15 protein-coding genes, 1 tRNA gene and 1 pseudogene are annotated in these 13452 nt (G+C 43.9%); 8 read left to right on the plus strand and 9 right to left on the minus strand.

The window, feature by feature from the left end; genetic code table 11:
• Positions 1 to 198: 198 nt before the first annotated feature.
• Both mltD and gloB read right to left on the minus strand, forming a co-directional pair.
• The gene (gene mltD, locus PluTT01m_RS04840; protein WP_011145304.1) at positions 199 to 1560 is read right to left on the minus strand and encodes a murein transglycosylase D; all 1362 of its coding nucleotides are present in this window, start codon (positions 1558 to 1560) and stop codon (positions 199 to 201) included.
• Between the two features lie 71 nt (positions 1561 to 1631).
• Complete coding sequence (gene gloB / locus PluTT01m_RS04845) at positions 1632 to 2384, minus strand: hydroxyacylglutathione hydrolase (protein ID WP_011145305.1); 753 nt, start codon at positions 2382 to 2384, stop codon at positions 1632 to 1634.
• A gap of 44 nt (positions 2385 to 2428) precedes the next feature.
• On the opposite strand from gloB, the gene PluTT01m_RS04850 reads away from it, so the two are divergent.
• A complete protein-coding gene (locus tag PluTT01m_RS04850; protein WP_011145306.1) occupies positions 2429 to 3142 on the plus strand; it encodes a class I SAM-dependent methyltransferase in 714 nt (237 codons plus the stop codon).
• Here PluTT01m_RS04850 and rnhA read toward each other — a convergent pair whose 3' ends face one another.
• Entirely contained in the window at positions 3143 to 3613 is a 471-nt protein-coding gene (gene rnhA, locus PluTT01m_RS04855) for a ribonuclease HI (RefSeq protein ID WP_011145307.1), read from the minus strand.
• A 57-nt stretch (positions 3614 to 3670) separates the two neighbouring features.
• Between rnhA and dnaQ the strand changes: the two genes are divergently transcribed.
• Complete coding sequence (gene dnaQ / locus PluTT01m_RS04860) at positions 3671 to 4417, plus strand: DNA polymerase III subunit epsilon (protein ID WP_011145308.1); 747 nt, start codon at positions 3671 to 3673, stop codon at positions 4415 to 4417.
• A 129-nt stretch (positions 4418 to 4546) separates the two neighbouring features.
• A tRNA-Asp gene (locus PluTT01m_RS04865) sits at positions 4547 to 4623 on the plus strand.
• A 240-nt stretch (positions 4624 to 4863) separates the two neighbouring features.
• On the opposite strand, the gene PluTT01m_RS04870 is transcribed toward PluTT01m_RS04865, so the two are convergent.
• Together PluTT01m_RS04870 and PluTT01m_RS04880 are read right to left on the minus strand one after the other, a co-directional pair.
• Entirely contained in the window at positions 4864 to 5130 is a 267-nt protein-coding gene (locus tag PluTT01m_RS04870) for a helix-turn-helix domain-containing protein (RefSeq protein WP_011145309.1), read from the minus strand.
• A 572-nt stretch (positions 5131 to 5702) separates the two neighbouring features.
• Positions 5703 to 6392 (minus strand): PAS domain-containing protein, encoded by a 690-nt coding sequence (locus PluTT01m_RS04880; protein WP_011145310.1) that lies wholly within the window; start codon positions 6390 to 6392, stop codon positions 5703 to 5705.
• A 707-nt stretch (positions 6393 to 7099) separates the two neighbouring features.
• On the opposite strand from PluTT01m_RS04880, the gene tkt reads away from it, so the two are divergent.
• Positions 7100 to 9094, plus strand: coding sequence for a transketolase (gene tkt, locus PluTT01m_RS04885; protein WP_011145311.1), 1995 nt, complete (start codon positions 7100 to 7102; stop codon positions 9092 to 9094).
• Positions 9095 to 9199: 105 nt separating this feature from the next.
• On the opposite strand, the gene PluTT01m_RS04890 is transcribed toward tkt, so the two are convergent.
• From PluTT01m_RS04890 to PluTT01m_RS28035, 4 genes and pseudogenes are all read right to left on the minus strand, one after another.
• Positions 9200 to 9571, minus strand: a complete 372-nt coding sequence (locus PluTT01m_RS04890) for an antibiotic biosynthesis monooxygenase family protein (RefSeq protein ID WP_011145312.1) — start codon at positions 9569 to 9571, stop codon at positions 9200 to 9202.
• A 380-nt stretch (positions 9572 to 9951) separates the two neighbouring features.
• Complete coding sequence (locus PluTT01m_RS04895; RefSeq protein WP_011145313.1) at positions 9952 to 10425, minus strand: MarR family winged helix-turn-helix transcriptional regulator; 474 nt, start codon at positions 10423 to 10425, stop codon at positions 9952 to 9954.
• Positions 10426 to 10722: 297 nt separating this feature from the next.
• Complete coding sequence (locus PluTT01m_RS27385) at positions 10723 to 11097, minus strand: TetR family transcriptional regulator C-terminal domain-containing protein (RefSeq protein ID WP_228956747.1); 375 nt, start codon at positions 11095 to 11097, stop codon at positions 10723 to 10725.
• A gap of 66 nt (positions 11098 to 11163) precedes the next feature.
• A pseudogene (locus PluTT01m_RS28035) lies at positions 11164 to 11316 on the minus strand (TetR family transcriptional regulator); the annotation flags it as partial.
• Positions 11317 to 11517: 201 nt separating this feature from the next.
• Here PluTT01m_RS28035 and PluTT01m_RS04905 point away from each other — a divergent pair.
• From PluTT01m_RS04905 to PluTT01m_RS04925, 4 genes are all read left to right on the plus strand, one after another.
• The gene (locus tag PluTT01m_RS04905; protein ID WP_011145315.1) at positions 11518 to 12285 is read left to right on the plus strand and encodes an FAD-binding oxidoreductase; all 768 of its coding nucleotides are present in this window, start codon (positions 11518 to 11520) and stop codon (positions 12283 to 12285) included.
• Positions 12230 to 12688, plus strand: a complete 459-nt coding sequence (locus PluTT01m_RS04910; protein WP_082303109.1) for a DNA-3-methyladenine glycosylase — start codon at positions 12230 to 12232, stop codon at positions 12686 to 12688. Before PluTT01m_RS04905 ends, PluTT01m_RS04910 begins: the two co-directional genes overlap by 56 nt.
• Before the next feature lie 14 nt (positions 12689 to 12702).
• Positions 12703 to 13059 carry a cupin domain-containing protein gene (locus tag PluTT01m_RS04915; RefSeq protein ID WP_049789741.1) on the plus strand — a complete coding sequence of 119 codons (357 nt, stop codon included), beginning with the start codon at positions 12703 to 12705 and terminating at the stop codon, positions 13057 to 13059.
• Positions 13060 to 13182: 123 nt separating this feature from the next.
• Complete coding sequence (locus PluTT01m_RS04925; protein ID WP_049789742.1) at positions 13183 to 13440, plus strand: SDR family oxidoreductase; 258 nt, start codon at positions 13183 to 13185, stop codon at positions 13438 to 13440.
• Positions 13441 to 13452 lie beyond the last annotated feature (12 nt).

Consider the following 13452-nt stretch of genomic DNA (forward strand, 5'->3'; position numbering starts at 1 on the left):
ATTGTTGCAGGCAGTTTGAACACGGACAGCGCGGAAAAACCGGAGCGTACACGTAGTACGTGAGGATTTTGAGCACTGCCCAGGTTCAAAATGGCAAATAAAATAGCCCTATTGAGATAGGCAGTTAATAGGGGAAATGGCCCTAAGAGAGGGCCATTTATTATATTTATTTAACAACAAATAGTTGCAGGAAAAGTTTTATGCTTCATCATAATATTCATTGATATAAAGCGTTAGTTCAATTCCTGGCTTGATATCTGTTGTTTTTATACCATCGTTCCAGTTCATTAAATCCTTAATATTGATGCCATGACGTTTAGCTATACTGGCAATTGAATCACCTTGGCGTACACGGTAAATAATAGCATTGTCATTATTTACCCTTAATAATTGTCCGATTTTTAACAATCTGGCGGTTTTCAGATTATTCAAGCGCTGTAATTCACGGGTGGAAATATTAAACCGCTTGGCAATAGCGGATAATGTATCACCTGAACGAACTTTATATTGGCTTTGTTTACTCAGTCGGTGGTTGTTTTTAGCAACTTCTTGGCGAATATTGCTCAAAACTGTTTTATTTGCCAGCGAGTTTTTAAACTGATTAACTTTTGCCTTTGGCAGCATGATGTAATGCGGGCCGTTAGGTGATGTCACTCCTCGCTTATACCCAGGGTTGTAGGCTTTAATCGATGTCAGGGACATGCCAGCCAGTTCTGCGGCTTGAGACAGCGTGATTTGTTGACCAACATCAATTTGAGCAAGTGCCCGCTGGTTATTGGATTTTGGCAGCGTAATGCCATATTTATCGCTATTACGGATGACATCACTGAGCGCCAGAACTTTAGGCACATAGAGCGCAGTCTCCCGTGGTAGTGATAATGACCAGAAATCCGTTGGCTTACCTTTTATCTGGTTTTCTTTTATTGCGCGCATAACACGGCCTTCGCCGCTGTTATAAGCAGCAATAGCCAATAACCAGTCACCATTGAACATTTTATTCAGGCGTTGTAACAGATTCAGGGCGGCAGTGGTTGATGCGGCAACATCCCGACGTGCGTCGTACCATTTATCTTGAGTAAGACCGTAATTGCGACCCGTATCCGGGATAATCTGCCACAGACCAGCGGCCTTAGCATGTGAGGTAGCATGCGGGTTAAAAGCACTCTCCACTATGGGTACCAGTACCAGTTCCATCGGCATATCGCGTTGCTTTATCTGCCTGACTATCCAGTACATATACGGTTCAGCCCGTAAAGTTACATCGTGGAGATAGCTCTTGTTTTTCAGGTAATAATTTCGTTGTTCACGTACCCTGTAGTTATCAGGGATTTTCATCTTCAACTCATCACGGATATATCCCCACAGCTCATGCTGAGCGCCAGAATCACCCTCTCCCCAGTAAGCAGCAAGCTGATTGGTATTATCAGTTGCTATCTTGCCGGTCTTTAGACTCGTTGAAGACGAATTCTGTGCCCGTTGTCCGGCTGTCGTCGACCAATCAGGCCCTGATTGACAGCCAACCAGCAAGACAGATGCGAACAGAATCGCTTTTGTCTTCATAATTAATTTTTATGGTTGCTTAAAAGACGACCAATAATACTTATCTTGGTTTGATATAGCAACTCTCTCAATCAAAATTGATCTTTTTGTCTTCTTAGTTGGTGGAAAACGGCGGAAAGCGGTTGAGAGTTGGGTGTAATGCCAATATTTCTTTGTAAATCAATATCATCACATTTTAAGAAAATATTGATTTTTTTCTCAGTTTGTAATGTGGTTGGTATTGTTGGTTGATTATTTTCCCTCATTCTGATTACTTTTTGCTGGTATTCGCTGATAGTCTGATTAGGTAAAACAGCATGAGCAAACTTCATATTAGAAATAGTATATTCATGGGCACAACAGATGAGTGTGTCATCAGGCAGCTCAGCTATTTTTCCGATAGATGTATACATTTGCTCAGCGGTGCCTTCAAAGAGACGTCCACAGCCACCAGAGAACAAGGTATCCCCACAAAAGAGATAAGGCGCTTGATAAAAAGCAATGTGCCCTAGAGTGTGGCCTGGAACATCGATGATCTGGAAAGAAAAATGACCAAAATTGATGCTATCACCGCCACATACTATGATGGTGGCACCTTTGCTCTGGGTTTCTGCTGGGCCGTATACTAGTAGCTCAGGGAATCGATCAATAATTCCAGGGACGCCACCAACATGATCGTGATGATGATGGGTAAGTAAAATTGCATCGGGTATCCAGCCACGAGATTCCAAGGTATCAAGAACAGGTTGTGATTCTGCCGGATCAACGATGACAACATGTCTATTTTCGTCACAAAGTAACCAAATGTAATTATCCGAAAGGGCAGGAATGCTGATAAGCTCCATTGTATACCTCTTATTTTAATAGCGGGTTATAAGGAAAAGAAGCCATGAAATCTGCACATACAATACAGAATATAAATCCCCCGGCTTCTTGGGCTGATTTACCTTGGGGGGAGTATTACCGTGCCGCTTTGGAGCGCCAATTACAACCCTGGTGGCCAAAAATATTTGGTTTCCATCTGCTGAAAGTCGGTAATTTGAGTGCTGAAATTGACAGTAATGGCTGTCCGATTTTTAATCAGATTAATGTCGGTAGGGAAGGCAAGAATATGCAGGTGATTAGCGATCCTTACCATCTGCCGTTTGAAGAAAAGTCCGTTGATGCTTGCTTACTGAGTCATATGTTGGCTTACAGCGCTGATCCCCATCGTCTTTTACGGGAAGTTGACCGGGTGATGATTGATGATGGCTGGCTCATTATCAGTGGTTTTAATTCATTGAGTCTGCTTGGTTTGGGGAAATTAGTACCGGGATTATGGCGTCATCAACCCTATTGCAGCCGGATGTTTTCCATGATGCGCCAACTTGATTGGTTGAGCTTGCTTAATTATGAAGTGGTGTATCGTGACAGCTTTCAAGTATTGCCCTGGCGAAATGAAACAGGTTTTTCTAATCGGCACTTGTCTGTATTAGGCTGTGTCAGTCTGATTATTGCTCGCAAGCGCACACTGCCATTAACACTAAACCAGAGAAAAGTGACGCGATTAAAACCTAAATTGGGCAATGCCGTTGGCGTAACAAAATGTTACCGGAAGCGGTAATTAATCTCTATTTTCGAGATATCCCGTGTCGGTTTCTGTTGGTGAGTTTGCTGCGGCGCGGGCCAGTTCATCACAACGCTCATTTTCATCATGTCCGGCGTGGCCTTTGACCCATTGCCAATCAATGTTATGGCGGCTAATGGCTTGATCAAGACGCTGCCATAAATCGACATTGCTGACAGGAGATTTATCTGCTTTACGCCAGCCACGTTTTTTCCAGTTATGGATCCATTGTGTAATGCCTTGACGCACATACTGGCTGTCGGTGGTTAAGACAATTTTGCAAGGGCGAGTCAGTGTTTCCAGACCAATAATTGCTGCCATCAGCTCCATTCTGTTGTTGGTTGTATGATAAAAACCTTCGCTAAGGGTTTTTTCGTGTTGTTGATAACGTAATAACACACCGTAGCCCCCAGGCCCCGGATTGCCGAGACAAGATCCGTCGGTGAAAATTTCTACCTGCTTGCCCATATCTGGTAGACTCTTCTTATTCAATTCAAAACCCTAAGTTTGACATAAAAAGATATTATGAGCACGGCAATTACACGACAAGTTGTTCTTGATACCGAAACTACCGGTATGAATAAATTAGGTGTTCACTATGAAGGGCACAAAATTATTGAAATTGGGGCCGTGGAGGTTATTAACCGTCGTTTAACCGGTCGCCATTTTCATGTCTATATTCAGCCGGATAGATTGGTCGACCCTGAAGCATTTGAAGTGCATGGGATCAGCGATGAATTTTTGCAAGATAAGCCGCTGTTTGCTGACATTGCAGATGAGTTTATTGAATTTATTCGCGGCGCTGAATTGATTATCCATAACGCTCCCTTCGATATCGGCTTTATCGATTATGAGTTTGGCAAACTGAATCGTGATATTCCGCCAACTGCGGATTTCTGCAAGATTACTGATAGCTTACAACTTGCAAGAGGGCTATTTCCGGGGAAAAGGAATAACCTTGATGCGTTATGTGATCGTTATGATATAGACAATTCTAAACGAACCTTACATGGGGCGTTACTCGATGCTGAGATATTGTCTGATGTCTATTTGATAATGACCGGCGGGCAGACTTCTCTTGCCTTTTCAATGGAAGGAGAGATTGCTAGCGGTGCGAATGTTTCTGAAATACAGCGTATTACCCGGCCTCAAATGGCATTAAAAGTTATTTATGCAACGGATGAAGAGCTCGCTGCACATGAATCCAGGTTGGATTTAGTGGAGAAGAAAGGCGGGAGCTGTTTATGGCGTATGAATCTTGGACAAAGCTAATATAAAATTGCCGATAAATCACCTTTTTGGGTGAAAAGTTGATCAGGTGCGCCACTTTGTTATAAAAAATATTGACGGAGTGATCTTGGATTCGTAATATTCACCTCGTTCTCAACCAGAACGCTGCGCGGTGCGGTAGTTCAGTCGGTTAGAATACCGGCCTGTCACGCCGGGGGTCGCGGGTTCGAGTCCCGTCCGCACCGCCAAAGATTCCGAAGCCCTGGGTAGTTGCCCGGGGCTTTTTCATTTGTACTTATACCCGTCATCTTTCAAGTTGTCTCTTTGTTGGCTGCACTCACTCACCCCGGTCACATCGTTATCTATGCTCCCGGGGATTCGCTCCCTTGCCGTCGCGATGCATCTTGAAATCCATAGGGTATATATCATTCAATAATCTCTCGATAATAGACAATGGTGAAATTGCATTGAAGTAAGGCATAGAGACGCTACCAGCTTTCTATAGTGCTTGTTTCTGCAATTCTTATTAGGAATTTATTTTCTTTGCCAGGCTTATAGCGTGATGGCCAAATATCCGATGGATGTAAACCCAATTCAGTAGCGATTAATGCCTCTCCCTTTGGCCACGGGCGATGTAATGCATTACTCAATGTCGAGGATGCTAATCCGGCTTTGCGGGAAACGGCTGAAAGATTTGTTCCTTGTTTTCTTAGTGCTGCAATAATATCTGCCGGATGCCAGTCTTGAATATCCATAAATAATCCCCAAATTTTAATTGTGAGAAAAACATTGATAATAGATAAATTATCAATGTCTTGCTGTTTGGTAGTGATTAGGTGCAGATTATCAATGAATATTAATTGAATTGGCTATCGGAGAGAATACTGAATAATGGCATCGATTGTTTTATGGGAAAATATAACCTATATATTGAAGGTGTTTTTTTTGAATGTAAAGAGTATTATTATTTTATTTGAAAAATATTTTTAATTTAATAACTTAAATAAATAATAATTTCTCATGAATACTTTTACGCCGTTTTTTATATAATTTATTAACGGTTTTATATTCACATAATAAATGCAGTGAAATTTCTTATTTTTTTAAACCACGACCCAGAAATTCTATTCCATATATCATTGAGTTGAGTCGTGGTAGAATCAAGTTCCTTATATACCCGTCATCTTTCAAGTTGCCTCTTTGTTGGCTGCACTCGCTCACCCCGGTCACATAGTTATCTATGCTCCCGGGGATTCACTCCCTTGCCGTCGCGATGCATCTTGAAATCCATAGGGTATATATCCTATAGATTTGAGTTAATAGAAATTTACAACTCTTGGCTACCAATAGTGACGAATCTTTCTGGAATATATAGATCAAACTTATTTGCTTTGCAGAAATCTTTTAATTTTATATGCAGTGGTAGATTAAATTTTTGATAAATTGACTGAATATGATTAACGGCATCTTCTGTGCTTATCATTAATTCTTTGCTGATACTCTCTTCATCCGGTGAGCGAAGGGCTAGAAAAAGAACTTCCCATTCAGTTTGGGTGAGTATGTCGTTAGGCGGTGTAAATTCCAAAGCCGCTGGAGGTGATTTTTCATGATAGTAAGCAGTCGAAAAGTTTTGCGCTTTGGACATGTGAAACGTGATACCGATGCAGTTCCCATTTTCATCGCAAAGTGGGTATTTACTACAGCGATAGGTTTGCTTGACTTTATTTCCTCCAAAAAGGTGCGTCTCAAGTGAAGTGACTGTTTTCATGGTTTGCATCACTTTTTGATCCTGACGACAATATTCTTCTGTATATTCTGCAATAGGTGAAGGTAATTCGTCCGTTGAAAGTCCTGAAATATCGAAATCTTCAGGCAAATTGAGCAGTTGGTAAAAAGCAGGATTTGCGTATATAAATTTTGATTGGCGATCTTTAGCGCCCCACGGCTCATTACTTTTTTCCCACATGTAAATTAATTGCGGGGTGATATTATTTGGTCTTTTTCTGATGTTTGACATGAAAGTACCCTGACTGTTAATTAAGTAATTGTCTGTATACCCGTCATCTTTCAAGTTGCTTCTTTGTTGGCTGCACTCCCTCACCCCGGTCACATCGTTATCTATGCTCCCGGGGATTCGCTCCCTTGCCGCCGCGATGCATCTTGAAATCCATTGGGTATATGTCTATTTTATGTGTTCTATTTAAAATAACCTGATTATATAATGGATTGCAATAATTAATTCGCCAAAAAAATAATATTTTTTTATTTTATCTATATCTGTTAATTAAATTACTTATTATTTTAGGTAAAAATATCATCATATTATAAAATATAACCATAAGTATTATTTTATTTTAAATTGTTTATTTGTTTGTTGATATTAAGAGAGTATTGTCCTATTGATTGGGAACAATATAAACAATCAATTTAGTTGCTGAAAATTGCCATAAATTAAGAATGTGTTGCCTCTTAATTGGTTATTTTATCTCTTGATTTGCAACTAATAGCTGTGTTTAATTAATTTCCCCCCTTTGTATGCACAGTGAGTTTGTTTATTACGTTGATGATGCTGAAATTCATTGTAGAACAGTAAGGCAAATCAAAGAATTGCCGTTCAGATGAAATTAAGATAGTTTCCTGATATTTGGCTTTAAAGATTGCGGTTTGCACGCTGTGCTGAGAAAATTATTCCCCTAAACGTTTTTATCCCACTTGGAGTAGAAAATGACCACTCGTAAAACCCTTGCTAATGCTATTCGCTTCCTGAGCATGGATGCTGTGCAGAAAGCAAAATCAGGGCACCCTGGTGCACCTATGGGAATGGCGGATATCGCTGAAGTTTTATGGCGTGATTATTTGAATCATAACCCAACTGATCCACATTGGGTCGATCGTGATCGTTTTGTATTGTCTAACGGTCATGGTTCTATGCTGATTTATAGTCTGTTGCATCTCACCGGTTATGATGTTTCAGTCGATGATCTGAAAAATTTCCGTCAGTTACACTCTAAAACCCCAGGCCATCCTGAGTATGGCTATACTCCAGGCGTAGAAACTACGACAGGTCCTTTAGGGCAGGGGATTGCCAACGCAGTCGGTTTTGCGATTGCTGAACGCACTCTGGCCGCGCAATTTAACCGTCCTGGTCATGAGATCGTTGACCATAATACTTATGTCTTTATGGGTGATGGCTGCATGATGGAGGGCATTTCTCATGAAGTTTGCTCTCTGGCGGGAACGTTAAAGTTAGGCAAGTTGGTTGCTTTCTATGATGACAATGGCATTTCCATTGATGGTCATGTTGAAGGCTGGTTTACGGATGATACGGCAAGCCGTTTTGAGGCGTATGGCTGGCATGTGATTCGCGGTGTTGATGGTCATAATGCAGATTCAGTTAAAGCTGCTATCGAAGAAGCACGTAAAGTGACGGATAAACCTTCTCTGTTAATGTGCAAAACGATTATCGGTTTTGGTGCGCCAACCAAAGCGGGTACCCATGATTCTCATGGCGCGCCATTGGGTGATGCGGAAATTGCTGCGACTCGTGAAGCACTCGGTTGGAATTATCCGGCATTTGAAATTCCAGCGGAAATCTATTCTGAGTGGGATGCCAAAGAAGCTGGCAATGTGAAACAAGCCGCTTGGAATGAAAAATTCGCTGCCTATGAAAAGGCGTATCCTGAATTAGCGGCTGAATTTAAACGTCGTACCAGTGGTGAGTTACCGGCAAACTGGGAAGTTGAATCAAAAGCATTTATCGAACAGTTGCAAAAAAATCCAGCCAATATTGCCAGTCGTAAAGCATCTCAGAATGCCTTGGAAGCTTTTGGTAAGGTGTTGCCTGAATTTATGGGGGGATCTGCTGATTTGGCACCAAGTAACCTCACGATGTGGTCAGGTTCTAATCCGTTGAACGAAGATCAGGCAGGTAATTATATCCATTATGGTGTTCGTGAATTTGGCATGTCAGCCATTATGAATGGTATCGCTCTGCATGGTGGTTTTGTGCCTTATGGTGCAACCTTCCTGATGTTCGTTGAATATGCCCGTAACGCCGTGCGTATGGCGGCATTGATGAAAATTCGCAGCATCTTTGTTTATACCCATGACTCAATTGGTTTGGGTGAAGATGGTCCGACTCACCAGCCAGTAGAACAGCTCGCCAGTTTGCGTGTGACGCCAAATTTGAGCACATGGCGTCCATGTGACCAGGTTGAATCTGCGGTGGCGTGGAAATACGCTATCGATCGTAAAGCAGGTCCATCAGCACTTATTTTCTCTCGTCAGAATCTGGCACAGCAAGAACGTACTGCTGAGCAGTTGGCTAATATCGAGAAAGGGGCTTACATCCTGAAAGATTGTCAGGGGCAACCAGAACTGATTTTGATCGCAACGGGTTCAGAAATTGAATTGGCGGTGAGTGCTTACCACCAATTGACTGAGGAAGGTCGTCAGGTGCGCGTAGTCTCAATGCCGTCTACTGATGCTTTTGATAAGCAAGATGCTGCATACCGAGAAGCGGTTCTGCCTGCTGCGGTTTCTGCACGTGTTGCAGTCGAAGCGGGTATCGCCGATTACTGGTTTAAATATGTCGGTATGAATGGCGCTATCGTTGGTATGGATACATTTGGTGAGTCAGCACCTGCTGATCAGTTGTTTAAAACGTTTGGTTTCACTGTAGAGAATGTGGTCGCTAAGGCTAAAGCTTTGCTGAAATAATCAGTAAATTCATGAATGAGCGCACCTGAGGTAAACATTGAGCGGGTGCGCTCTTTTTCTGCACGATATCGTTATTGACGATGGATTGTGACGATTTTCCTTGGCTTATGCCACGCAAATTCCAGGGACGGCTACTTTTTGGAATACGTGAGGCGAACCGACAATCCCATCAGGATACTTGGCGAGTTTCTCCTTGAATTCAGGGTCCGTGAACGCGGCGCGGAAACGCTCCAGACTCTCCCAAATGGCGTAGTTCATGAATGTGCCGCTGCCAGCGATTCCGCGATGTAATTGTGCGGAAATCAGTCCTACCTTAGACCGGAAATATTCTGCATCTTCCTTCCAGGTTTCTATTAGGGTGTCAGCCATTGAGGGATCAACATGGAATATGTTCACCAGCACGATGGAGCCATCGGTGTTCGAAAATAACTGTTCCCGCAGGGTTACGTGGGTGTCCATTTCTTCTAGCTTGACCATTTCTATCTCCTGAAAATTATGTGTTTATATTTATACCCGTCATCTTTCAAGTTGCCTCTTTGTTGGCTGCGCTCGCTCACCCTGGTCACATAGTTCTCTATGCTCCCGGGGATTCACTCCCTTGCCGTCGCGATGCATCTTGAAATCTATAAGGTATATGCTTGTATTGCTATCCTGCCGAGGCGAGTCGCGTGATTTACGTGGCTTTTAACGGCAACAATGTGTCAACGTAGAGACAAATGTGTTCCACTAATTCATGCTGTTTCCACGTTGTATTTCGTTTAACTGTTTGGTAGCTCTTTGTCGTTATTAACGAACGAATCCGTAGCACTATGTTATGTAGCGCTATGTTATGTAGTGCTATTTTTATAGTGCTATTTTTATATAGTGCTATTTGGTACTGGTGACTCTTCCAGCTTCGTCTCCAGGCTTATCAAGGTGTTTAATGTCACTTTTAGCTCGTTAGGATCCGTGGATTGCACCAGTGATCCGACCCACTCAGCTTCCAGCGATATCGCCGCATCAAAAGTACGCCGACCAAGCTCGGTCAGTTGATAGAGTGGTGAGCGTTCATGCCGAGGGTTCGTGATGGTTTTCACCATCCCTGAGCTCAGCCCGAGATTCAATTGCTTTTGCACTCCTTGGCGTGTGATACCCATTGCGGCGGCAATCTGAGGCGTGGTAAGTGGATGTGGTGCGTGCGCAATCGCACCAAGTACTTGCCATCTCGCACTCGTGATTCCCAACGGGGCAACGAGCTGATCCCCTTTAGAGAGCAGTAGGGCGTTGAGCCGAAATACCGCCAATGTGATCTCAGTGAATACCTCGAACGCCGAAGTTTTCTCGGTTGACACGATTTACTTCCTTTTCCTTAAGTACATCAAAAAACGACAACCAGTTTCCACTTTTCGGGGTTAAATGTCAATATTTCAACAAGTGATGTAGGGAAATTAATGTGTCACATGTGATTTGTGACAGATTTTGCCTTACTGATGAAGACGAGCTTTAGCCTTTATTTGTAGCAAGGCGGTCATTGAGCGGGTGGACTGTTGGTAGCTGACGGTGAAGGTGGCTGTAGTTGCTTACAGGCATCTTTAATATGCTGAGTTTCTATAGCCACGGTTGTGATAAGGAGATAATCGTTATTCGAATCAGTTGCCTGGAATAGCTGCCATTGCGGGTTCAATCAAGCGCCTAAGTCGTTCACGAGGTACGCCGTCACGAGCTTGGAATGAAATAGTTTGGGTCAAACCAAGGAAATACGACGCCAACACATCCACGTTTGTATTGGGTGGGAGATCACCGTCGGTGATTCCTTGCTCCAGGCGAACACGGATCATATCTAGGGTTTTGGTACGTGCATCCCTGAGATAAGCCCATACTTCTTTGTTTTCCGTTAGATTGTTCACAACACCCAAGACAAGCAGGCATCCTCCAGCTTGATGAGAAGAGGCGATATTGATGGTACTCTCCAGCATCGCGCGCAACCCTGAGCGTGCTGTTTTTGCTTCATTGAGTGCTTGCATTGACTGGACACCGATCGTCTTAATGTAGAGGTCGACTGCTTTGCAGAAGGCGTTCTTTTTACTTCCGAAGGCTGCATAAAAACTCGGTGGATTGATGTCCATAGCCGCGGTGAGATCGACTAACTGTGTACCTTCATATCCTTTTGACCAAAATACTTCCATCGCACGTTTGAGTGCGATGTCCCGGTCGAAATTGGGGGGTCTCCCTCGTCGAGACATGCAATTTCCTCATATAAGCTTCTATATTTTGTAGTCAATATAACATAAAGATCTTGATCAATTTTGGCAAGCGCGATAGATTTTTGTAGTAGGTTTTATAAAAATACGCTCAAGCGAGAAGATTCTGACTTTGAAGGTTCCACATCCTTCATCAAGACTAGATCCACAGAGCTGTAAGGTGCTGTTGGGGCCTTTATTACAGTGACAGCATCATCTGTATGCTGGCGGAATGTTAGCCAATTTAGGCAGCGTGACATTCGTGCTGTAATTCGTCCTGGAACGATCGAGGAAGTTCAGGAGATCGTTAGGATCTTTAATCGCTTCAAGACTCATGCTGGACTGCACGCTATTAGCACGGGGCGCAACTGGGGATTGGGATCAGCACAACCGGCAACCGACGGTGTGGTCACGATAGATCTTCAACGTTTAAATGTGCTTCGTGAGATCGATTGCTCATCAGGGTGGGCGGTGATTGAATCCGGCCTCACACAGATAGAACTTGCACGTTTTTTGGTCGGTACTGATCGGATGCTGAATGTTACGGCATCCTCTGGCCACACTAGCGTGGTTGGAAATGCACTTGATCGTGGTGTTGGTCTGCGTCGTCAGCGGATTGATGATCTCGCCGGGCTGGAGGTTGTGTTACCGGATGGTGAAGTAGTCAAAGTGGGGTGGTGGCCGGATGAATCCAGGAAAACTGCCGTCAATCCGTATGGGCTTGGACCTGCTTTATTGCATCTGTTCACACAGTCGAATCTTGGGATTGTGACTGCGGCTGTCATCAAACTGCTCCCACGGCCAGAGAGGCAGTGTATTCTGAGATTGACTTTTCCTCGGGAGAACCTTCAAGCAGCGATTGCAGAATTGCGGCGGTGGGTAGCTCAAGAGCTTGTCTCTGGTGTTCTCAAAATTTATGACACCATTTCCACTGAGTCGTATGGTGGTCGGTGTACCACAAGATCTCAGTAAACGTACTTACTATGGTCGCCCGCAAGAGCAAGACTACCTGCTCGACTTCAACTTAGATGCGAAGACATTACAGCGTCATATCCGGGCAGGATATCGTCATCCTGGAGCGCACTTCTTCCTCCCCGATGGTACCAAGGTGGTTGTTTTGTCTGCAATAGTGCCCCATGGCGTAGATATAGGCGTCCCTAATTTGCCTGGATGTATTGTTCAAACCGCGTCAGGCATTTTCATTGCGACGGCTGATGAGTGGCTGCAATTACTCACAGTTGAAGTGAATGGTGTCGAGAGTCCCGCCGTGCCTAATACTATACCCGAGATTTTCAGACTGGCCCGTCAGATGACTATCAGAGATGAAATAGCGTCCAATACACAAGACCAAATGGCTTGTGTTACCGATTTCTAGCGAGAGAGATGATGATGAGTACGACTGTGGAGAACCAACCATTGCAGGTTGTAGAAGATGTAAGGCACACCTATTTGTCGGCTGGGAGTGGCCCCAAGGTTTGGATGAGTGGCGATGAGTATCACATTTTGCTCGATGCAAAGAGCAGTGGAGGCATGATGACACTGCTGGATGCTCTAGTGCCGCTGACAAGCGGCCCTCCCATACATACCCATAAGGATGTTGATGAGCTGTTTTTCGTACTAGATGGTGAATTGGAAATTATGGCCGATGGTGTGTTGCATCAAGTCACGGCGGGGGGCGCGTATTTGTCAAACGGGGCATCCCACACGCTTTCATCAACCGTACCCGCGACCCTGTGCGCATGTTGATCATCGGCGCTACCTTTGCTGCATTCACTTACTTCACACCCATTCTTAAAGATATTACGGGTTACAGTGATCGGGCAGTAGCGAGTTTATTGTTTATCTATGGGGCCGCTACTGTGATCGGCAATGACAGGTTTGACGAAAGGACTGGCGCGTGATCTTGGCGGAAAGGGTGTCACGGTGAACCAGATTTCTCCAGGCCCTATTGATACGGACATGAACCCTGTCAATGGTTCTAATGCTGATTTCTGGCGCAGACTTACTGTCCCTGGCTGGTATGGCTCAACAACTGATATTGCAGCCGTCGTGAGCTTTTTGGCAAGTAAGGAGGCTGATTTTGTCACTGGTGCGGATATTGCGGTGGATGGTGGAACAAATATTTGATTTCTGGATTGG

Source organism: Photorhabdus laumondii subsp. laumondii (assembly GCF_003343245.1).
Taxonomy (GTDB): Bacteria; Pseudomonadota; Gammaproteobacteria; order Enterobacterales; family Enterobacteriaceae; genus Photorhabdus; species Photorhabdus laumondii.

Coding starts and splice junctions, on each gene's coding strand:
- mltD (WP_011145304.1), bottom strand. CDS start 1,560: ATGAAGACAAAAGCGATTCTGTTCGCATCTGTCTTGCTGGTTGGCTGT.
- gloB (WP_011145305.1), bottom strand. CDS start 2,384: ATGGAGCTTATCAGCATTCCTGCCCTTTCGGATAATTACATTTGGTTA.
- PluTT01m_RS04850 (WP_011145306.1), top strand. CDS start 2,429: ATGAAATCTGCACATACAATACAGAATATAAATCCCCCGGCTTCTTGG.
- rnhA (WP_011145307.1), bottom strand. CDS start 3,613: ATGGGCAAGCAGGTAGAAATTTTCACCGACGGATCTTGTCTCGGCAAT.
- dnaQ (WP_011145308.1), top strand. CDS start 3,671: ATGAGCACGGCAATTACACGACAAGTTGTTCTTGATACCGAAACTACC.
- PluTT01m_RS04870 (WP_011145309.1), bottom strand. CDS start 5,130: ATGGATATTCAAGACTGGCATCCGGCAGATATTATTGCAGCACTAAGA.
- PluTT01m_RS04880 (WP_011145310.1), bottom strand. CDS start 6,392: ATGTCAAACATCAGAAAAAGACCAAATAATATCACCCCGCAATTAATT.
- tkt (WP_011145311.1), top strand. CDS start 7,100: ATGACCACTCGTAAAACCCTTGCTAATGCTATTCGCTTCCTGAGCATG.
- PluTT01m_RS04890 (WP_011145312.1), bottom strand. CDS start 9,571: ATGGTCAAGCTAGAAGAAATGGACACCCACGTAACCCTGCGGGAACAG.
- PluTT01m_RS27385 (WP_228956747.1), bottom strand. CDS start 11,097: ATGCAAGCACTCAATGAAGCAAAAACAGCACGCTCAGGGTTGCGCGCG.
- PluTT01m_RS04910 (WP_082303109.1), top strand. CDS start 12,230: ATGACACCATTTCCACTGAGTCGTATGGTGGTCGGTGTACCACAAGAT.
- PluTT01m_RS04915 (WP_049789741.1), top strand. CDS start 12,703: ATGAGTACGACTGTGGAGAACCAACCATTGCAGGTTGTAGAAGATGTA.
- PluTT01m_RS04925 (WP_049789742.1), top strand. CDS start 13,183: ATGACAGGTTTGACGAAAGGACTGGCGCGTGATCTTGGCGGAAAGGGT.